General features: G+C 68.1%; 15 protein-coding genes. 9 read left to right on the plus strand and 6 right to left on the minus strand.

The genetic code is table 11. From position 1 onward, the window contains the following. The first annotated feature begins 1 nt into the window (after position 1). The 4 genes from JS531_RS00835 (at position 2) to JS531_RS00850 (ending at position 6360) form a co-directional block, all read left to right on the plus strand. Complete coding sequence (locus JS531_RS00835; protein ID WP_214311268.1) at positions 2–1018, plus strand: NrtA/SsuA/CpmA family ABC transporter substrate-binding protein; 1017 nt, start codon at positions 2–4, stop codon at positions 1016–1018. Positions 1019–1026: 8 nt separating this feature from the next. Then, complete coding sequence (locus tag JS531_RS00840) at positions 1027–1794, plus strand: ABC transporter ATP-binding protein (protein ID WP_214311270.1); 768 nt, start codon at positions 1027–1029, stop codon at positions 1792–1794. Positions 1795–1929: 135 nt separating this feature from the next. Next, a complete protein-coding gene (locus JS531_RS00845; protein WP_214311272.1) occupies positions 1930–5178 on the plus strand; it encodes a glycoside hydrolase family 2 TIM barrel-domain containing protein in 3249 nt (1082 codons plus the stop codon). 132 nt (positions 5179–5310) lie between these two features. Continuing rightward, entirely contained in the window at positions 5311–6360 is a 1050-nt protein-coding gene (locus tag JS531_RS00850; protein WP_214311274.1) for a bile acid:sodium symporter family protein, read from the plus strand. 102 nt (positions 6361–6462) lie between these two features. Here the strand turns inward: JS531_RS00850 and JS531_RS00855 are convergent, their stop codons facing one another. The 3 genes from JS531_RS00855 to JS531_RS00865 form a co-directional block, all read right to left on the minus strand. Beyond that, positions 6463–8340 carry an oleate hydratase gene (locus JS531_RS00855; protein WP_214311276.1) on the minus strand — a complete coding sequence of 626 codons (1878 nt, stop codon included), beginning with the start codon at positions 8338–8340 and terminating at the stop codon, positions 6463–6465. Positions 8341–8509: 169 nt separating this feature from the next. Next, positions 8510–9400, minus strand: coding sequence for an aldo/keto reductase (locus tag JS531_RS00860; protein WP_214311279.1), 891 nt, complete (start codon positions 9398–9400; stop codon positions 8510–8512). Between the two features lie 92 nt (positions 9401–9492). Continuing rightward, a complete protein-coding gene (locus JS531_RS00865; RefSeq protein WP_214311280.1) occupies positions 9493–10842 on the minus strand; it encodes a hypothetical protein in 1350 nt (449 codons plus the stop codon). A 97-nt stretch (positions 10843–10939) separates the two neighbouring features. Here JS531_RS00865 and JS531_RS00870 point away from each other — a divergent pair, with 97 nt between their 5' ends. Together JS531_RS00870 and JS531_RS00875 are read left to right on the plus strand one after the other, a co-directional pair. Next, positions 10940–11671, plus strand: a complete 732-nt coding sequence (locus JS531_RS00870; RefSeq protein WP_214311287.1) for a gamma-glutamyl-gamma-aminobutyrate hydrolase family protein — start codon at positions 10940–10942, stop codon at positions 11669–11671. A 167-nt stretch (positions 11672–11838) separates the two neighbouring features. Further along, on the plus strand, positions 11839–12051 hold the full coding sequence (locus JS531_RS00875) for a hypothetical protein (protein WP_214311289.1): 213 nt from the start codon (positions 11839–11841) through the stop codon (positions 12049–12051). Between the two features lie 80 nt (positions 12052–12131). On the opposite strand, the gene JS531_RS00880 is transcribed toward JS531_RS00875, so the two are convergent. After that, on the minus strand, positions 12132–12800 hold the full coding sequence (locus JS531_RS00880) for an ECF transporter S component (RefSeq protein WP_214311291.1): 669 nt from the start codon (positions 12798–12800) through the stop codon (positions 12132–12134). Positions 12801–13004: 204 nt separating this feature from the next. Here JS531_RS00880 and purB point away from each other — a divergent pair, with 204 nt between their 5' ends. From purB to JS531_RS00895, 3 genes are all read left to right on the plus strand, one after another. Next, a complete protein-coding gene (purB, locus tag JS531_RS00885) occupies positions 13005–14441 on the plus strand; it encodes an adenylosuccinate lyase (protein ID WP_214311292.1) in 1437 nt (478 codons plus the stop codon). Between the two features lie 70 nt (positions 14442–14511). Continuing rightward, the gene (locus JS531_RS00890) at positions 14512–17031 is read left to right on the plus strand and encodes a lysylphosphatidylglycerol synthase transmembrane domain-containing protein (RefSeq protein ID WP_214311294.1); all 2520 of its coding nucleotides are present in this window, start codon (positions 14512–14514) and stop codon (positions 17029–17031) included. 271 nt (positions 17032–17302) lie between these two features. Then, the gene (locus JS531_RS00895) at positions 17303–17587 is read left to right on the plus strand and encodes an HU family DNA-binding protein (RefSeq protein WP_214311296.1); all 285 of its coding nucleotides are present in this window, start codon (positions 17303–17305) and stop codon (positions 17585–17587) included. An 81-nt stretch (positions 17588–17668) separates the two neighbouring features. Here the strand turns inward: JS531_RS00895 and pafA are convergent, their stop codons facing one another. Then, positions 17669–19132 carry a Pup--protein ligase gene (gene pafA, locus JS531_RS00900; RefSeq protein WP_214311323.1) on the minus strand — a complete coding sequence of 488 codons (1464 nt, stop codon included), beginning with the start codon at positions 19130–19132 and terminating at the stop codon, positions 17669–17671. Next, entirely contained in the window at positions 19132–19347 is a 216-nt protein-coding gene (locus JS531_RS00905; RefSeq protein ID WP_214311325.1) for a ubiquitin-like protein Pup, read from the minus strand. The genes pafA and JS531_RS00905 overlap by 1 nt, the downstream gene beginning before the upstream one ends. Between the last annotated feature and the right edge of the window lie 51 nt (positions 19348–19398).

Genomic DNA, 19398 nt, shown 5'->3' on the forward strand with positions numbered 1-19398 from the left:
CATGACCATCATCGACAACCACCCCACCGCACGCCGCGCAGGCGTGCGCGCCGCCGTCCGCCACGCCCTGACCGCCGTGTGCGCCGCCGCGGCCGTCGTCTCGCTCGCCGCCTGCGGCGCCTCGTCGCAGGGCTCCGGCAAGGCCGACACGGACACGATCCGCATCGCGTACCTGTCGACCGCGAACTACCTGACGACCATCAAGGACGAAGGCTTCGTCAAGTCCACGATGGAGCCGTACAAGGCCGAGTTCTCCGGCCCGTTCAACCCGCCGGACGACGCGTACAAGGTGATCCTCGCCGGCAAGGCCGACACGTCGAGCACCGGCACCGGCTACTTCATCAACCTCGTCGACCAGAAGGCACCGTGGGTGGCGTACGCGATCGAGTACTACGACGGCGACTCGCAGGGCCTCGTCGCCGCCCCCGGCTCCGGCGTGGCCAGCCTCAAGGACCTGTACGGCAAGCGCGTCGGCATCGACAAGAAGGGCGCCACCGGCGACTACATCCTCAAGGCCGCGTTCGAGCACGCCGGGCTCGATTATTCGAAGGTCGAGGAGGTCGAGCTGAGCCAGACCGACTTCGCCGCCGCGTTCTCCTCCGGCAAGATCGACGCGCTGGCCACGTACGACCAGAACCTCGCCTCCGCAATCGCCACCCCGGGCGCGAAACTCATCACCACCGGCAAGGACTACGACTCGAAGAACGTGACCCTGCACATGGTCTCCCGCAAGTTCGCCACCGCGCACCCGGAGATCGTCAAGAAGCTCTACCAGGCGCTCGTCAAGGAGTCCGACAAGGCGCAGAAGGACCCGGAGTTCATCTACGACGCGTACAAGAAGTTCGGCGCGTCCGATTCGATCGTCAAGCAGGTGCGCAAATTCGACGTGCCGGAAATCCTGCCCGTCGACGCCAAGGGACGGAAGATGCTCGACGACATCGCGCAGCAGTACGTCGATTTCGGCTTCATCAAGACGAAGCCGAACCTCGACGACTACGTGCTCGACTGCACGAAGTGAGCGCGCCGATGACGGACGACACGAAGCCGGCTCCCACGACAGCTCCCACGACGACGCCCACCGGTACGACGCCCACGGACCGTACGCCGCTCATCGACGCGTCGCACGCCGCGCTCGCCTTCGACGGCCGGCCGGTCCTCAGGGACGTCTCGTTCACGCTGCACGCCGGCGAGTTCGTCTCGCTGATCGGCCGGTCCGGCTGCGGCAAGTCGACGCTGCTGCGCATCGTCGCCGGCCTGCTGGAGCCGACCGGCGGCGGCGTGCGCGCCACCGGCTCGCAGGCGATCGGCTTCCAGGACTCGCGGCTCGTGCCGTGGATCAGGCTCTGGGACAACGTGACGCTCGGCCTGCCCGGATCGAAGGCCGAACGGCGCGAAATCGCACGAAAGGCGCTCGAGCAGGTGCAGCTCGCCGACCACATGGACTCGTGGCCGTCCTCCCTGTCCGGCGGCCAGGCGCAGCGCGCCTCGCTCGCGCGCGCCCTGGTGCGCGCCCCGGAGCTGCTGCTGCTCGACGAGCCGTTCGGCGCCCTCGACTCGCTCACCCGCTACGACATGCAAGACCTGCTCGCCTCGCTCGAGGCGGAACACGACTGGGGCGTGCTCATGGTCACTCACGACATCGCCGAGGCGGTGCGCCTGTCCGACCGCGTGCTCGTGATGTCCGGAGGCGTCATCGCGCAGGACATCACGATCGACCGCTCGGAGACGGACGCCGAGGGCCGTCCTGCCGGGCATGTCGCCCTCGAGGACCGTCTGCGCGCCGCACTGCGGTAGCCGATGGACCGGTAAACCGGTAGACCTGCACGCCGCCAACGCCTCGCCGTATCCGCCCGGAACGCGACGAGACGTTGGCGGCGACCTGTATGATGGCGGAGCAGACAACGTCGTTACCGTCATAAGGAAGTGCGCATGACAACCCCCACCATCATCCACGCGGCCGCCGCCGACCCGGCCTGGCTCACCGACCCCACGGTCTTCGCGGTCAACCGCAACCAGGCGCATTCGGACCACCGCTGCTTCGACCATGATCCCTTGCCGGGCGAATCGTCCGACCTCGTGCAGAGCCTCGACGGCACGTGGCGGGTCGCCGTCGTCGAACAACCTCAGACCGGCTTCCCCGCCCTGCTGGAGCAGGCCGTGGCCGCCTCCGTGGAGGACGCGCCGGCGGACGGCGACGCGGACGACGCGTTCGCCGCGATCCCCGTCCCCTCCACGCTGGAGACGCAAGGCCTGCTCAAGCCGCAGTACGTCAACGTGCAGTACCCGTGGGACGGGCACGAGGGCCCGCTCACCCCGTACGACTCCGCCGACGCCGGCGCGACGCGCGTGGACATCCCCCGCGGCGGCCACGTGGCCGTCTACCGCCGCGTCTTCGCCGCCGGCGCGCAGGTCGCCGCGGCGCTGCGCGAGGCGAGGCGCGTGACGCTCACGTTCCACGGCGCCTCCACCGCGATCTACGTGTGGCTCAACGGCGCGTTCGTCGGCTACGCGGAGGATTCGTACACGCCCAGCGAGTTCGACGTGGCGGACAAGCTGCGCGAGGGCGCCAACACGCTCGTCGTGGCCTGCTACGAGTTCGCGAGCGCCACATGGCTCGAGGACCAGGACTTCTGGCGTCTGCACGGCCTGTTCCGCAGCGTGGAGCTCACGGCCGCCCCGGCGGCGCACGTCGTGGACACGCACGTCACGGCCGATTGGGATGCGGACGCGCACGCCGGCTCGCTCGACGTGGACGCGTCCGTCACGTGGCCGTCGAACGCCCCCGCCGGCACAATCGCCGCATCCCTGACCGACGCGGACGGCACGCTCGTCTGGCGGCAGGAGCGGGACGTCGACGGCACGGACGGCGACGCCGCGCACGTGCGCATCACGTCGGACGCGCCGCTGACGGGCGTGCGCCCGTGGAGCGCCGAGGAACCGAACCTGTACACGCTGACGCTCGTCCTGCGCACTGCCGACGGCACGACGCTGGAGGCCGCCACGCAGCGCGTCGGCTTCCGCCGGTTCGAGATCGTGGACGGCATCATGCGGCTCAACGGCGAACGCATCATCTTCCGCGGCGCCGACCGCCACGAGTTCGACGCGCGTCTGGGACGCGCCGTCGGCGAGCGGGAGATGCTCGAGGACATCGTCACCTGCAAGCGCAACAACATCAACGCGGTGCGCACCTCGCACTACCCGAACCAGTCCCGCTGGTACGAGCTGTGCGACGAGTACGGCATCTATCTCATCGACGAGACGAACCTGGAGACGCACGGCACGTGGTCGAAGCCGGGCCCGGACCGTCCGGGCGACGTGGAGACGCCGGACACGGCGGTCCCCGGCAGCCGTCCGGAGTGGGAGGGCGCGTGCGTGGACCGCATCGCCTCGATGATCGGACGCGACCGCAACCATGCGAGCGTGCTGCTGTGGTCGCTCGGCAACGAATCGTACGCCGGCGAGGTGTTCCGCGCGATGGCCGCGCATGCGCGCCGCGAGGATCCCACGCGTCCGGTGCACTACGAGGGCGTGTTCCACCAGCGCGAGTTCGACGACGTGAGCGACGTGGAGTCGCGCATGTACGCGAAGCCCGCTGAGATCGAGGAGTACGTGGCCGCGGACCCGCCGAAGCCGTACATCTCCTGCGAATACATGCACGCGATGGGCAATTCGGTGGGCGGCATGCACCTGTACACCGCACTGGAACGCTACCCGAAGTACCAGGGCGGGTTCATCTGGGACTTCATCGATCAGGCGCTGGTGCAGCGGCTGGAGGACGGTTCCGAGCGGCTCACGTACGGCGGCGACTGGGACGACCGTCCGAGCGACTACGAATTCTCCGGCAACGGCCTGGTGTTCGCCGACCACTCCCCCTCGCCGAAGCTGCAGGAGGTGAAGCGCCTCTACGCGCCGGTCCGGATCGCGCCGGACGCGCACGGCGTGCGCATCGCCAACGGCAACCTGTTCGTCTCCACCGCCGGCTTCACGTTCACGGCGCGCATGCTGGTGGACGGCGCGGAGTACTGGAGCGCCGACCTGCGCTTCGACGTGCCCGCCGGCGGAAGCGCCGAATTCCCGGTGCCGTTCCCGGACGCGTCCGAGGCGGCCTCCGCGCTCGCCGGCGCGGGCGTCGGGCACGCGGAGGTCGTCTACGAGGTGAGCCAGCGGCTCGCCGAGGCGACCGCGTGGGCGCCTGCCGGCTTCGAGCTCGCGTTCGGCCAGCATGCGCAGGTCGTGCCCGTGCCCGCCGCGTCCGAGGCGGCCGACGGTTCCGCCGCGCGTCGCGACGGCGTGGTGACGATGGGCCGCTCCAACGTGGGCGTGCGCGCCGGTTCGACCGAGGTGCTGCTCTCCCGCGCGCAGGGCGGTCTGGTCTCGTTCACGCGCGACGGCCGCGAGATGGTGCTCCGCCGTCCGATGCTGACCACCTTCCGCCCGCTGACGGACAACGACCGCGGCAACGGCTCCGGTTTCGACCGCGCCCGCTGGTTCGCCGCCGGACGCTACGCGCGCTGCGTCGGCTACGGGTTCGAACCGTCCGAGGCCGGCGTCAAGGCCACGTACACGTACGCGCTGGCCGACCCGGACCATACGCCGGTGACCGTCGCGTACGACGTGGACGCGGCCGACGCAAGCGTGCATCTGACCGTCTCGTACCCGGGCGTCGAGGACGCGCCGTCGCTGCCGGCGTTCGGCCTCGAATGGATGCTGCCGAAGCGCTACGACCGTCTGCGCTTCTACGGCCTGGGCCCCGAGGAGACGTACCGGGACCGCCTGCACGGCGGCAGGCTGGGCGTGTTCGAACGCACGGCCGGGCAGGACGTCGCCCCCTATCTGGTGCCGCAGGAGACCGGCAACCATGAGGGCGTGCGCTGGGCCGAGGCGCTCGACGCGCACGGCCACGGCATGCGCGTCGCCGCGGGCGACCGCGCGGGCCTCGGCGCCGACGGCAAGCCGGCCGCGCCGTTCGCGGCGAGCCTGCTGCCCTACTCCTCACTCATGCTGGAGGACGCCACGCACATGAACGAGCTGCCGCCGGTGCGGCACACGTTCCTGCGTCTGCTCGCCGGGCAGATGGGCGTCGGCGGCGACGACTCGTGGGGCGCGCCCGTGCATGAGCCGTACCAGCTCAAGGCCGACGAGCCGCTCACGCTCGACGTGACGCTCTCGCTCCTCTGACGCACGTCCCCGGGACCATCCACGAAAAGGGTCACATGTCCGCCATGTGACCCTTTTCGTTTCCCTCGCCGATTCCCTCGTATCGTTGCCCGGTAGATCAACGAGAGAACAAGAGAGGAATCGGTGATCGTGATGGACAATGTGAAGAAATTCGCCGACTGGCTGACCAAATGGTTCACGCTGATCGTGATCGTGTGGGCCGTGTTCAACTACTTCGTGCCCCAGACCTCGCTGTGGGGCAAGAGCTACACCGGCTACCTGCTGGGCATCGTGCTGTTCGGCATGGGCCTGACCCTGTCGCTTGACGACTTCAAGCGCATCCTCACCCAGCCGCTGATGGTGATCGTCGGCACGGTGGCGCACTTCGTAATCATGCCGCTCATCGCCGTGGCCCTGTGCGCGATCTTCCACCTGTCCGGCCCGCTGGCCGTGGGCGTGATCCTCGTGGGCTGCTGCCCGTCCGGCACTTCGTCCAACGTGATGAGCTACCTGTCCCGCGGCGACGTGGCGCTCGACGTGTCCATCGGCATCCTGTCCACGCTGTGCGCGCCGTTCATGATCCCGCTGCTCATGCAGCTGCTCGCCTCCCAGTACGTGACCGTGCCGGCCGAGTCCCTGTTCCTCAACGCCGTCAAGGTGGTGCTCTTCCCGATCGCCCTCGGCGTGGCCTGCCACATGATCTTCGGCAAGAAAATCGAGAAGGTCACCGTGGCGCTGCCGATCGTCTCCCAGGTGGCCATCCTGCTCATCATCGGCGTGGTGGTCGCCGCCAACGGCCCGAAGCTGTTCGCCCCGGCCTCGCTGCTCGCCATCCCGGTGGTCATGCTGCACAACCTGTGCGGCTACGGTCTGGGCTTCGGCTTCTCCAAGCTCATGTACCGCATCTACCCGAAGGGCTTCAAGTACGCGCAGCAGAAGGCCATCACCTTCGAGGTGGGCATGCAGGACTCCGCGCTGGGCGCGACCCTCGCCCTGACCTCCTTCGCCTCGAACCCGCTGGCCGCCGTGCCGTCCACGTTCTTCAGCGTGTGGCACAACATCTCCGGCTCCATCCTGTCCAGCTGGTGGCGCAACCACGATGACCGCCACGCCATCGCGCACGACTCCGAGAACGGCGAGAAGGGCTCGGCCAAGGCCGCTGCCGCCGCTCCGGTGGCCGTCGCCGCGAAGGCCGTGGCCTGATCCGGTCCGTCGCCTTCCGCGATAATTCCGCGCTGACGCGAACGAGGCCCGTTGTGATGTCGATGACATCACAACGGGCCTCGTCGTATCAGACGGCAACCGTCAGATCACGTGGTACTCGCGCAGCAGCGTGGCGATGTCGGTGCCGTCGAGCTTCTTCAGCACCTTGCCCAGCACGGCCTTCTCCACGAAGTTGAGCTTCATGTCCGTGACCGGCTTGCCGTCGCGCAGCTTGACGGTCGCGTTGAGGAGGTTGCGCACGTCGTAGACGCTGCCCCACACCTCGGGCACGCCGCGGTCCACGTCGAGGAGCGTGTAGACGGCCTCCATGCCGGTGCGCATCGAGTACTCGGTGGTGAAGATCGTGTCGCGCGGGGTTTCGGCGAACTGGCCGAGGAACGCGAAGTTCACGGCGCCGTCCGGCACCACGTCCGGGCGGTCGCCGGCGGCGCGCGGCATGAAGAACGCGGTGATGTACGGCATCATGACCGGCACGGTGTTGGCGTGGTTCTTCGCCAGCGCCTCGATCTTGTCCGCCGGCACGCCCATGTGGTAGAGCCACTCCTGGCAGATCTCCTCGCCGGTGCATTCGCTCATCGGCTTCTTCACGTAGTCGCCGGGCTTGTCCGGGAACAGGCCGTAGACCCACACGCACAGCTGGTCCTTGGGCTGGTCGCGGAACTGCTGCTGGCGGTTGAGGGTCCAGCTCATCAGCCAGCTGGAGTCGGTGACGGTGACGATGCCGCCGGTGACGACCTTGCCGCTGAACGGGTCGCGCTTGCAGATGCGCTGGATGTACGGCGGGATCTCCTTGTCCAGGGTGGTCACGGTGGCGCTCATCCACTTGGTGGCGTTCGGATCGGAGCAGAACGTGTCCGGGTGGCCGAAGCTCGGGTCCTGGGCGGCGATGCGCCGCCACATGTCCCAGCCGCCGCCGGGCTTCAGGTCCGGGTTCCACGGGGCGGGCGCATGCTGGGAGCCCATCGTGGAGTTCTCGACGCAGCCGCCGTTGGTGATGAACACGTAGTCGTGCTCGGTCAGGTCGATGGACGACTTCTCGCCCTCGTGGTCGATGTCGATGCGCACGGCGAGCTTCTTGGTGGGCGTCGAGTACGGGTTGCGCTTGAACACGCCGGACGTCGCCTGGATCTTGAGGATCGTGTCCTGCCCCACGCCGGTGCGTTCGCGCCTGGGCCCGTCGCCGCCGCCGATTGCGAACTCGACGTTCTCGACCTTGGTGTCGTAATGGAACTTGACGCCGTGCGCCTCCAGGTACCTGACCATCGGCAGGATCATCGACTCGTACTGGTTGTAGCGGGTGAAGCGCAGCGCGCTGAAGTCCGGGAGCCCGCCGATGTGGTGGATGTAGCGCTTGATGTAGAGCTTCATCTCCAGCGCGGAATGCCAGTTCTCGAAGGCGAACATCGTGCGCCAGTACATCCAGAAGTTGGAGTCCAGCACCTCGTCGTCGAAGAAGTCGGTGATGGGCTTGTCGTAGAGCTCCTCGTCCGGGGTGAAGAAGAGCTTCATGATCTCCTGCGAGGCCTTGTCGGAGAGGCCGAACCTGCCCTGCGTCCCGGCGTCCTTGCCGAGTTCCTTGGTGGCGCGGCACAGCGAGTAGTTCGGGTCCTCCTTGTTGAGCCAGTAGTATTCGTCGAGCACGGAGACGCCCTCGGTCTCGATGGAGGGGATGGAGCGGAACAGGTCCCACATGACCTCGAAGTGGTTGTCCATCTCGCGCCCGCCGCGCATCACGTAGCCGAGGCCGGGGATCTCGGCGCCGTCGCAGGCGCCGCCGGGCACGGAGTCCTTCTCGAGGATGTGGATGTTCTCGCCGGGCATCTGCGCGTCGCGTACGAGGTAGCATGCGGCGGACAGGGCCGCGAGTCCGGTGCCGATGATGTAGGCCGACTTGCCGTCGACGCCTTCCGGCTTCTTCGGACGGGCGAACGCCTCGTAGTTGCCGTTGGAATAGTACATGTTCCGCCTCCTTGGGGACGATGTTGACATTGCGTCAACATGCTTGATGGACATCCTGTCGCATTCGCTTCCCTCTCGCCATAGACAGTACGCCGTGTTTCGTCGGATATCCAGAAGGCCGCCCTCCCCGTGCGGGGAGGGCGGCCTTCGACGGCGGCGGGGACGTGCGTCAGATGTTGCCGCGCACGTGCTGGTCGGCCCAGGACTGCGAATGCGTGAACGTCTCCGGGTCCGCGCTCACGTTGGCGTGCGGGTCGTCGAGCGCGTCGATGGCGGCGAGTTCGGCCGGCGTCAGGTCGAAGCCGGCGCTGGCGAGGTTCTCCCGCATGCGCGCGGCGTGCTTCGACTTCGGGATGACGATGCGTCCCTCCTGCGTGTGCCAGCGCAGCACCACCTGCGCAGGCGTCACGCCGTGCGCCTCGGCGGCGGCCGTGACGGGCGCGGAGGCGATGTCGGCGCCGTGTCCCAGCGGGCTGTACGCCTCCACGGTGACGCCGTGGCGCGCGCAGAAGGCGCGCAGGCCCGGCTGGTTGAACCGCGGGTGCGCCTCGACCTGGTCCACGGCGGGCGTCTCACCGGAGTCGTCGATGATGGAGCGCAGGTGGGCGGGCAGGAAGTTGCTCACGCCGGGCACCCGCACGGCGCCCTCGTCGCGCAGCCGCAGCAGCGCGCGCCACGTCTCGCGGGTGAAGCCGGCGGCGGTGAACGGCCAGTGGATGAGGTACATGTCCACCACGTCCACCTTGAGCTTGCGGCGGGACTCCTCGAACGCGGCCAGCGCGGCGTCGTAGCCCTGGTCGCAGTTGCGCAGCTTGGTGGTCACCCATACCTTGCCGGCCATGCCGGTGGCGGCGAGCGCGTCGCCCACCTGCTCCTCGTTGTAGTATGCGGCGGCCGTGTCGATGTGGCGGTAGCCGATCTCCAGCGCCTCCTCGACGGCGCGCTGCGTGTCCTCGGGCGGGATCTGGAACGTGCCGAACCCGATCTGCGGGATCTCGGTATGGTTCGCGTCGCCCAGCGTGACGGACGGCGATTCGACGGTCTGTTGCGTCTCGGTCATGACATGCCCCCTGTTCATGCGCGCGGTCCGATGCGGGCCGCGCTTCCGCCATCCATGCTAGTCGCGTCGGCGCAGCCGCGCCGTGACGGCGGTCATCGGATGACGAGGTACAGCAGCATGGCCACGGCGATCACCACCAGACCGACGACGATGACCGTGACCAGTCCGGCCCGGATGCCGAACGGATGCCCGCGGCCCTTCCCCGCAGCCTCCCCGGCGCGGTCCGCGGGCGGGACGGCCCTGCCGCTTTCGAGCAGCGCGGAGAACGCGCCGAACGCCACGAGGAGCGAGCCCATGACGACGAGCACCATGAGGGCGCGTGTGGGGAACGTCAGGCCGTCGCCCAACTGGATGGAGGCGATGACGAAGGAGATGATGCCGGCGAAGAAGCCGATGAACTCGAGCATGTCGATGCGTTCGTTGTCGAAGCGCCGGCCAAGCTCGTCCATCTTGTCGTCCAGCATGCGGGCGCGTTCCTCCTGCGACTCCTGCGCGCCGTCGATGACGGCGGACAGCGAGCGCATGTTCGACAGGACGTTGCAGGTGTTGCGCGCGTCGAAGATCTCGTTCATCTCGGTCACGTACGTGCTGTTGCGCAGGGCGGTCTCGCGCGGGTCGGTCGAATCGTCGCATTCGTCGTTGTACCGGGAGTTCTCGAGGTCGACGGCGCGGTCGTATTCGGCGAGGGACTCGTCGTACCGGGCGAGGCATGCGAGGATGCGTCCGCGGCTCACGTGGAAGATGGGGTGCCACTGGTCGTCGGTGAGCGCGTCGAAGCGTTCGAGCAGGCGCTCGAGGGCCGCCTCGTCGTCGTCCTCGGGGCGCTGCCTGCCGGAGGAGATGAGCTCGTTCTCCACGCGGCCCACGATCTGCTCGGTGTACGAGTTGAGGAAGCCGATGTGCGCGGGGGCGATGTCGAGCGCGCGGCGCGCCGCCTCCTCGCCCTTGGCCGTGTCGCCCGCGTAGCGGTGGAACATGGACAGCGAGTACTGGTAGAGGGAGAAGCCGCCGAGGCACACGGCCATCATCGGCACGAAGCGCCGCCAGTACATCAGGCGGGCGTCGGTGTCGAACTCGCGGCGGTGGAACCATTCGAAGGCGATGAAGTAGGCGGGCAGCAGCGCCACGTCGCCTTTGTGGCGGACGCTCACGTCGAGCACGGAATCGCTCAGGTCGATGGCGTCGGCCTTGTCGAACAGGCCGGCGGAGACGACGTTCTCGCGCAGGTAGCGTTCGAACGCGGGGTCGTCCGGCGAGATGGACGCGAGGTGCGCGTAGACGCCGCGCAGCCGTTCGACGACGTCCTCGGAGACGGGGAAATCGGAGCTTGCGAGTTCGCGCAGCAGCGCGTCGGCGCCGGGGAACGGGGACGCGCCGCCGCTCGTGCCGGTGTTCTCCTTGAGGGTTTCGGGGGATGCCGTGTTGCCTGTCCGCTCGTCCATGGGTGCCTCCGCTCATATAATCGTGGCATTCATGGTACATCCGGCCGCCGCCATGGCGGTGCGGGCGAAACAGAGGACGGAGAGGGGCGGAGGCCTGATGAAGCCGGTCGTGGCGTTGATGATGCAGTATTCGGAGACCGTTCCGGGGGCGTTCGACATCGACCCCGGCTACCCGCGGATGCTGAAGCTCGCCGGCGCCGACGTGCTGCGCGTCGACCCCTCGGACGACGACGCGTATCTCATGGGCATGCTGGACCGGGCGGACGGACTGCTCATCCCCGGCGGCAACGACATCGACCCGGACCTGTACGGCGGAAAGCACCTGCCCGGCATGGACGAGCCGGTGCCGCTGCGCGACCACGCCGAGAAGACGATGCTCGAGGCCGCGTACCGGCGCGGCATGCCGTATCTGGGCGTGTGCCGCGGACTGCAGATGATGTGCGTGCTGGCGGGCGGCGACCTCTACCAGCAGATCAGGGACGACGTCCCCGGGGCGCTCGACCACTGGCAGCGCACGCCGTTCAGCGAGCCCTCGCATGCGGTGACGCTCGCCGAAGGCACGCCCATCAACGCGATCATGGGCACGGACCGGCTCGAGGTCAACAGCGTGCATCATCAGGCGGTGCATCATCCGGGCGAGGGCGTCGTGGTGCAGGCGAGCGCGCCGGACGGCATCGTCGAATCCGCGTACCGTCCGGACCGTCCCTTCTTCATGGCGGTGCAGTGGCATCCGGAGCAGACCCCGGAGGCGGAGCCGAGCCGGCGTCTCGCCGGCGCGTTCGTCGAGGCGTGCCGCCGGTACGCCGACGGCACTGCCGCATCCGAATGACCCGGCGGGACACGCCGTCGGAAACGGCTACCCACCCCGCCGGAAAACGACTAGAACGGAAACCAGCCAAGGAATTCCGAGGGCGGGGTTCCCTCAGTCGCCGTCGCACGGCCGGCCGTCGATGATGCCGGGTCGGATGTGCGGGCGACGCGAGTCGAGGAGTCGACATGACCGACATTGACGAGAAGACACTGGATGACAAGCTGGCCGCGGCGCAGACCATCGACGAGGTGATGGCGATCGCCGAGGAGGCGGGGCACCCGCTCTCCTATGAGGAGGCCGACGCGTTCTTCGGCCGCATCGAACAAGCCAAGTCCGACACCGCCGAGCTGATAGGCGATTCGGTCAAGTCCGAGGCGGAGAAGGAGTTCGGCATCTGACGGCATGTACGTCGTCATGACGCGTGAGGGGCGTCCGGCCGCACGGCCGGACGCCCCTCACGCGCTTCACACTCATCCGCTCAGACGGCCGGATGGCGCCCGAGCAGGGCGCGGCCGGAGGCGAGGCGGTCGAGCACGCCGGTCTTCGCGAGGCCCAGCATGAGGAACCACGGCATCACGCCGCTGAGCAGCGCGCCGCCGGTCAGCTCGGAGATCATGTGGACGATGCCGCGCGGGCTTGCGATCGACACGCCCTGATAGCGGAAGAACAGCAGGTAGAGGCCGTATTCGAGTGCGACGAGCAGGCCGGAGGCGACGGCGACCGGCAGCGTGAAGCGGCGGTAGCGGGTCAGCGCGAACGGGATTTCGGCGAACAGGCCCTGCAGCAGTGCGGAGACGATGACGAACCCGATGCCGTACTGGCTGCCGATCACCGTCTCGACGAGCGTGCCGACGACGTTGACGTACATCGCGGCACCCGGCTTGCGCAGCACGAGCAGGGCCAGCGTGCCGGAGAAGTACCACATCGCGTGCGTGACGGACGCGAGGCCCGGCAGGACGGCGCCGAGCACCGAGGAGATCGGCATGTACGCGAAGTCGAAGCCCCAGAAGATGACGCCACAGGCCGCGCCGAGCGCCGCGGCGACGGCGATGTCGAGCGGACGCCACCTGAGGTTGGGCGCGTCGGCGGCATGGGCGTCGCCGGAATCGGATGACGGATGGATGGTATGGATGGTGTTCGCGGACATGGTTCCCCCTGCCGAAAGGCCGCACACAGTGATACGAACGACGACGCTCCTTGACCTGTGCGGCTCGGGCGGGAACGCCGCACGCCAGTATACGAGCATCGAACACAGGCATGTAAACGCACAACACCGCACAGCGAAACCGCACAGAACAGCACAAATCGCGCCTTCATCCCCGGTTCACGGCTGCAAGTACCCTAAAGAGCTATGAAGCTTACCGATATCTCCCCCGCAATCGCACTGACGCCGCTCGACGGCCGCTACCACTCCGCCACCGCCCCGCTCGTCGAGTACCTGAGCGAGCCTGCCCTCAACCGCGAGCGCATGCGCGTCGAGGTCGAGTGGATGATCCTCCTGGCCAACGGCTTCGAAGGCAACGGCGACCAGCCGATCATCGACGGCGTCCACCCGTTCACCGAGGACGAGAAGGCGTTCCTCCGCGCGATCCCCGAGGACTTCGGCGCCGAGGGCATCAAGGCCCACGCCGCGCACGAGGCCGTCACCCACCACGACGTGAAGGCCGTGGAGTACTACATCGACGACCAGATCGACAAGGCCCCGGCCGAGCTCACGAACATCAACGAGCGCCTCAAGACCCTCGTCCACTTCGCCTGCACGTCCGAGGACATCAACAACCTTTCGATCGCCCGCTGCGTGAAGAACGCGATGGAGCGCGTGTGGACCCCGGCGTTCGAGGAGATCGTCGACCACCTTGCCGCCAAGGCCGACGAGTTCCGCGACATGCCGCTCCTCTCCCTCACCCACGGCCAGCCGGCCACGCCGACCACGCTCGGCAAGGAGCTCGCCGTCTACGTCTACCGCCTGAACCGTCAGCTGAAGCACCTCACGGCCCAGGAGTACCTCGGCAAGATCAACGGCGCGACCGGCACGTTCGGCGCCCACCTCGCCGCCTGCCCGGACGTCGACTGGATCGCCGTCTCCCGTGAGTTCGTCACCAACCGCATGGGCCTGACCTGGAACCCGCTGACCACGCAGATCGAATCCCACGACTGGCAGGCCGAGCTGTACTCGACCGTCTCCCACGCGAACCGCATCATGCACAACCTGTGCGTGGACGTGTGGATGTACATCTCCCGCGGCGTGTTCGCGCAGGTCCCCGTCAAGGGCGCGACCGGCTCCTCCACGATGCCGCACAAGGTCAACCCGATCCGCTTCGAGAACGCCGAAGCCAACTTCGAGCTCAGCTGCTCGCTGCTCGACACCCTGTCCGCCACGCTGGTGGAATCCCGCTGGCAGCGCGACCTGACCGATTCGACCACGCAGCGCAACATCGGCTCCGCGCTCGGCTACTCGCTGCTCGCCCTGCACAACCTCATGGGCGGCCTGAAGTCCATCCACCCGAACGAGCACGCCATCGCCCACGAGCTCGACACCAACTGGGAGGTGCTCGGCGAGCCGATCCAGACCGCGATGCGCGCCTGCGAGCTCAAAGGCCTGCCCGGCATGGACAAGCCCTACGAGAAGGTCAAGGAGCTCATGCGCGGCCACGAGATCAGCCAGGCCCAGGTCGAGGCGTTCATCGACCAGCAGTCCTTCGACCCCGAGACCGCCGCGCGTCTCAAGGCCCTCACGCCCGCCACCTACACGGGCGTCGCCTCGAAGCTCGTGGACTTCGACCGCTGACCCATACGCGCAACGGAGGGGCCGCGCCGCGGCCCCTCCCCTCGATGACAATGCGTCACAAAGGCTCTTCATGACCGAACATACGCATGCGACCGTTTCCGGCGACGACGGGATGACCCCCGCGTCGCCGGAAACGCGTTTCCAGGACATTCCGGACGCCGCCCCAGGCAAGACCACGGGCGACGCCCCGCACATCGACGACGTGCCGCCGCGGCGCATCCACGATTTCGGCGATCTCATCCACGCCACCGGCGCGGTGTTGCTCGCCGCCGTGGCCATGCTCTCCGCCACCTATCTCAGCGGCTTCATGATGGGCGTCGAATCCGACGCCCACAGCGCCGGGCAGGCGCTCAACTGGATGGTGGACCTGCCCACCACCATGCTGCAGCAGCTCGCCATCGTGGCCATCGTGCTCATAGTCATCGCGCAGCTGCTGGCCAGCCGCGAATGGCTGCTGTCGGTGCTGTCGATCCTCGCCATGTTCGCGGGGCTCGCCGCCGTCTGGGGCCTTTCGCTGGCGATATCGGCGTTCGACAACATCACGCTGATTTCCGCGCTGAGTTCGCCGAGCTCCACGTTCGGCGCGCGCCTCCTGCCGGACTTCTACGCGGGCGCCGGGGCGCTGCTCACCGTGGCCGGCCCCCGCCGCACGCGTTCCACCGTGAAATGGGGTTGGAACGTCCTGTACGTGGTGGCGGCCATCCTCATCCTGCTGTCCGTGAACTCGGTGGCGGGCGTGCTCGTCTCGTTCGCCGCGGGACGTCTCGTCGGCATGCTCCTGCGGTTCGCCATCGGCACGAAGAACCAGGGCGCATGGGGCGAGGAGCTCGCCCAGGCTCTGGCCGGCGTGGGCCTGCACGTCACCTCGCTGACCAGACGGTTCGATCTCGAGCCGGTCCACGGCGCGTTCCGCGCCTCGCTCGACGACGACCTGGTGGAGGGGTCCCGCCTGTACGACGCCGTGGACCGTCAGGGCCGCAGGTTCGTCGTCTCCGCGTTGGACAGCCAGGTGCATACGGCCGGATACATGCGCCAGCTGTGGCAGTGGATCCGGTTCACCGGCGTGTCCATGCGCCGCGACCGCTCCCCGCGCGAGGCCACCCAGCACCACATGGCCATGATCCTGGGGCTGAAGAACAGCGGTCTGCCCACGCCGCGCGTGTGGGGCGTGGCGGACACGGGCGAGACGTCGATCCTCGTGCTGCAGGGCAGCGACATCATGCACGAATGCAATCTCAACACGTTGACGGACACGGATGCCAAGGCGCTCATGCGGTTCCTGTCGGTGGCGAACCGGCGCGGGTACACGCACCGCCGCATCACCCCGGACACGCTGGCGCGCCTCGAATCGGGCACGCCGATCATCGCCGGATGGCACAACGGCGACGACGCGAGCGCCGCCCCCAACGTGGCGCTCGACCATGTGCAGCTGCTCGTCCTGCTCGCCGTGCTCATCGGCCCCGAACGGGCCGTGGCCGCGGGCCGCGACGTGTGGGGCGACGACACGATGATCGCGCTCACGCCGTTCGTACAGAAGGCCGCCGTCCCGTCCGACACGCGCGCCCTGGACGGCTGGGACAAGCATGTGGTGGACGACGTGCGCGGCCGTCTGCGCGCCCTCGCCCCCGAGGAGACGAACGAATCGCTGGCGCCGGTGAAGCTCTCCCGCTTCTCCCTGCGTTCCTTCCTCGGCATGGTGCTGCTCATGGTGGCCGTGGTGGTGGTCTTCACCCAGCTCAAGCCGGACGAGGTGATCGCCGCGGTGCGCAACGCCAACCCGGTGATGGCGATCGTCTGTCTGGTGTTCGAATTGGTGGCGCTGCTCGGCTCCTCGCTCGAGCTGGGTGCGTTCATCGAACGGGACAAGCGCAGGCCCATGGGCATCTTCATGTCGCAGGTGGCGCAGGGCTTCGCCATGGTGTCCATGCCGGCGGGCGTGGGCCCGGCGTTCGTGAACCTGCAGTTCCTGCGCAAGAGCGGATACCGGAACACCACGGCCACGGCCATCATGAGCGCCGTCATGGCGGTCTACTACGGCGGCACCGTGGTCATGCTGGTGCTGATCGGCCTGTTCACCGGATCGGACGCCCTGAGCTCGATGGTGCCGACGAACACGCTCATCATCATCGTCGGCATCGTGCTCATGGTGCTGGCGCTGGCCATGATGATCCCGCCGGTGCGCCACTATGCGGTGACCCGCCTGCTGCCCTGGGTGAAGGCGTACGCGCGCCAGCTCGTCGACGTGCTCACCAACCCGCGCCAGCTCGCGTTCAGCGTACTGGGCATGCTGGTGCTCAACGTGGCGACGGGCCTGGAGTTCTGGGCTGCGCTGCTGGCGTTCGGCCAGATGACCAATCCGTTCGAGACGCTGTTCATCTTCCTCGTGGCCAACGCCATCGGCTCGGCCGTGCCCACGCCGGGCGGCCTGGGCGGCGTGGAGGCCGCGCTGACGTTCTCGTTCGGCGCCGCGGGCGTACCCGCCGGCGTGGCCCTGTCCGCCACGCTGCTCTACCGCGCGCTCTACTACTGGCTGCGCATCCCGCTGGGCGCGCTGGCCATGAAGTGGCTGGACAAGCGCAACCTCGTGTGACCGGCAACGTGACCAACAGCGTGACCGGCAACGTGACCAACATCCGGAAACCGTTGCGGCGCAACGGTTTCCGGCCATATCGGACGCCAATCTTCACAAAACCATCGCAATACCCCCACACTTTGGCCAAGAATCCAGCCAGACGCCGGGGAAAAGCGCGAAAACCCTTATAAAACGCCGGTTTTGCCAAGACGATGCGCTATTATCGGTGATGACCAATAACGGACCGGCAAGCCTAGCCGCCGGTCCCCGGACAAAGAAGGATGCTTTCATGGCATACAACAAGTCTGATCTCGTCTCGAAGATCGCTCAGAAGTCCAACCTGACCAAGGCTCAGGCTGAGGCCGCCGTCAACGCCTTCCAGGATGTGTTCGTCGAGGCCCTGCAGTCCGGCGAAGGCCTGAAGCTCACCGGCCTGTTCTCCGCCGAGCGCGTCAAGCGCGCCGCCCGCACCGGCCGCAACCCGCGCACCGGCGAGACCATCGAGATCCCCGCCACCTACGGCGTGCGCATCTCCGCCGGCTCCCTGCTGAAGAAGGCCGTCACCAACAAGTGATCCTTCCCCGTCACGGCATGGAACAGCCCCGACCGGAACCCGGTCGGGGCTGTTTCGTATCGGAGGCGGGAGGACCATCCCTCACATCGCGGCCATCAACGCCTCGTAGTCCTCCGTCGGCGCGGCGCGGAACGGGTCGAGCAGCGTGACCTCATGGCGCACCGGCGAGGTGACCGTCATCGTGGTCCAATCGCAGGAGAACCGCACGCCGGCGTCCAAAGCGCGCCGCACGAACGCGCCGCGCAGGGCCGCGCGCGTGTCGTGCGGCGGCGTGTGGCGCGCGGCGGCCACGGCGTCGGCGGCGAGACGCTCGTCGAGCCCGCCGTGGGCGACGAGCGAACCGTACAGGCGCCCGTTGGCCACGTCATGGTAGTCGAGCTCCAGCCGTTCCAGCTGCACGGGCGGCACGTCCGGACGGCGGCGGCGCATCGCCTGGGCCAGACGGTACTTGGCCGCCCAATCGACGCGGTGCGACAACGCGGCGAAGTCGCGGTCGCGCAACGCGTCCAACGCCCACCGCCATTGGGCGAGCACGTCGTCGACCGACGTCACCGGCAGCGACGCGTCGAGCGCGTCGTGACGGTCGCGCACGAACGACGCGACCACCGCGTAGTAGCGTTCCTGCATGGCCAGCGGGTCGACGTCGCCCACGTCTCCGGACACCGCACTTCCGGACGCCGCTCCCCCGTCCAGCCAACGACTCACCGCACGGTTCGCGGCGGCCGGATCGGCGAATCCGAGCCCTTCGAACCCGCTCGGCACGCCGCGGCGCACCGCGTCCTCGATGACGCACAGCACAAGATGCGTCACGGCGAGCTTCATCCACGTGGCCCACTGCGACCGGTTGGAATCGCCGATGATGACGTGCAGGCGGCGGAACGCGTCCGGATCGGCGTGCGGCTCGTCGCGCGTGTTCACCATCGGCCGCGAGCGCGTGGTGGCCGAGGAGACGGCCTCGTCGAGGAAGTCGGCGCGCTGGGTGATCTGGAAGCCGTCCGCGGCGAACCGGCCCGCGCCCGTGTACAGCTGGCGGGTGATGAGGAACGGCAGCAGCTGGCGTTCGATGGTCTCCAACGGCACGAACCGGCGCACGAGGTAGTTCTCATGGCATCCGAACGCGTGTCCTGCCGAATCCACGTTGTTCTTGAACACGTGGATCGTGGCGCCCAAGCCGTGAACGCCGCGCAGCCGTTCCTGCGCCTGCGCGGCGAGGGACGCCATGATCCGCTCCCCCGCGGCGTCGGCGGCGAGCGCGTCCATCGGGTCGCGCGCCTCGGCCGTGGCGTATTCCGGGTGGGAGCCGACGTCCAGGTAGAGGCGGGAGCCGTTGTCGAGGTACGTGTTCGTGGACCGTGAGCGGGAGACGACCGGCTGGAACATCGTCATCGCCACCTGTCCGGCGTCGATGGGATGGTCCGCGCCGGTGACGGCCACGCCGTATTCGGTCTCGACGCCGAAGATGCGCTGGAAGCCGTCGAGCTCCGCGGCCGGCACTCCGGCCTTCTCGTGGATGGCCCGTGTGCCGCTGTCGCGCAGCTGCGGCATCACTCGCCGCCCTTCTGCACGAAGCTGTTCACGTACTCCTCCGCGTTGGTCTCCAACGTGGATTCGATGTCGTCGAGCACCGCGTCGAGCGCGTCGAATTCGACGTCCGATGCGACGTCGGCGCCGGTCTGTGCGGCCCCGAGCGACGCGTCCTGCGTTTCGGCCTGCGTTTCGGCCTGCGGCTGCTGTTGCGGCTGTTCGAACTGCTGCGGCATGATGGGTCCTCCTTGGTCTGCGTTTGCCTTCCTACGATACGCGAGGGCCCC

The organism is Bifidobacterium sp. CP2 (genome assembly GCF_018555635.1).
Taxonomy (GTDB): Bacteria; Actinomycetota; Actinomycetes; order Actinomycetales; family Bifidobacteriaceae; genus Bifidobacterium; species Bifidobacterium saguinibicoloris.

Bases quoted from the DNA above. Each gene is read 5' to 3' on its own strand.
- JS531_RS00890 (WP_214311294.1), top strand. From the start codon at position 14,512: ATGACCGAACATACGCATGCGACCGTTTCCGGCGACGACGGGATGACC.
- JS531_RS00840 (WP_214311270.1), top strand. From the start codon at position 1,027: ATGACGGACGACACGAAGCCGGCTCCCACGACAGCTCCCACGACGACG.
- JS531_RS00845 (WP_214311272.1), top strand. From the start codon at position 1,930: ATGACAACCCCCACCATCATCCACGCGGCCGCCGCCGACCCGGCCTGG.
- JS531_RS00905 (WP_214311325.1), bottom strand. From the start codon at position 19,347: ATGCCGCAGCAGTTCGAACAGCCGCAACAGCAGCCGCAGGCCGAAACG.
- JS531_RS00865 (WP_214311280.1), bottom strand. From the start codon at position 10,842: ATGGACGAGCGGACAGGCAACACGGCATCCCCCGAAACCCTCAAGGAG.
- JS531_RS00875 (WP_214311289.1), top strand. From the start codon at position 11,839: ATGACCGACATTGACGAGAAGACACTGGATGACAAGCTGGCCGCGGCG.
- purB (WP_214311292.1), top strand. From the start codon at position 13,005: ATGAAGCTTACCGATATCTCCCCCGCAATCGCACTGACGCCGCTCGAC.
- JS531_RS00855 (WP_214311276.1), bottom strand. From the start codon at position 8,340: ATGTACTATTCCAACGGCAACTACGAGGCGTTCGCCCGTCCGAAGAAG.
- JS531_RS00895 (WP_214311296.1), top strand. From the start codon at position 17,303: ATGGCATACAACAAGTCTGATCTCGTCTCGAAGATCGCTCAGAAGTCC.
- JS531_RS00850 (WP_214311274.1), top strand. From the start codon at position 5,311: ATGGACAATGTGAAGAAATTCGCCGACTGGCTGACCAAATGGTTCACG.
- pafA (WP_214311323.1), bottom strand. From the start codon at position 19,132: ATGCCGCAGCTGCGCGACAGCGGCACACGGGCCATCCACGAGAAGGCC.
- JS531_RS00860 (WP_214311279.1), bottom strand. From the start codon at position 9,400: ATGACCGAGACGCAACAGACCGTCGAATCGCCGTCCGTCACGCTGGGC.
- JS531_RS00870 (WP_214311287.1), top strand. From the start codon at position 10,940: ATGAAGCCGGTCGTGGCGTTGATGATGCAGTATTCGGAGACCGTTCCG.
- JS531_RS00835 (WP_214311268.1), top strand. From the start codon at position 2: ATGACCATCATCGACAACCACCCCACCGCACGCCGCGCAGGCGTGCGC.
- JS531_RS00880 (WP_214311291.1), bottom strand. From the start codon at position 12,800: ATGTCCGCGAACACCATCCATACCATCCATCCGTCATCCGATTCCGGC.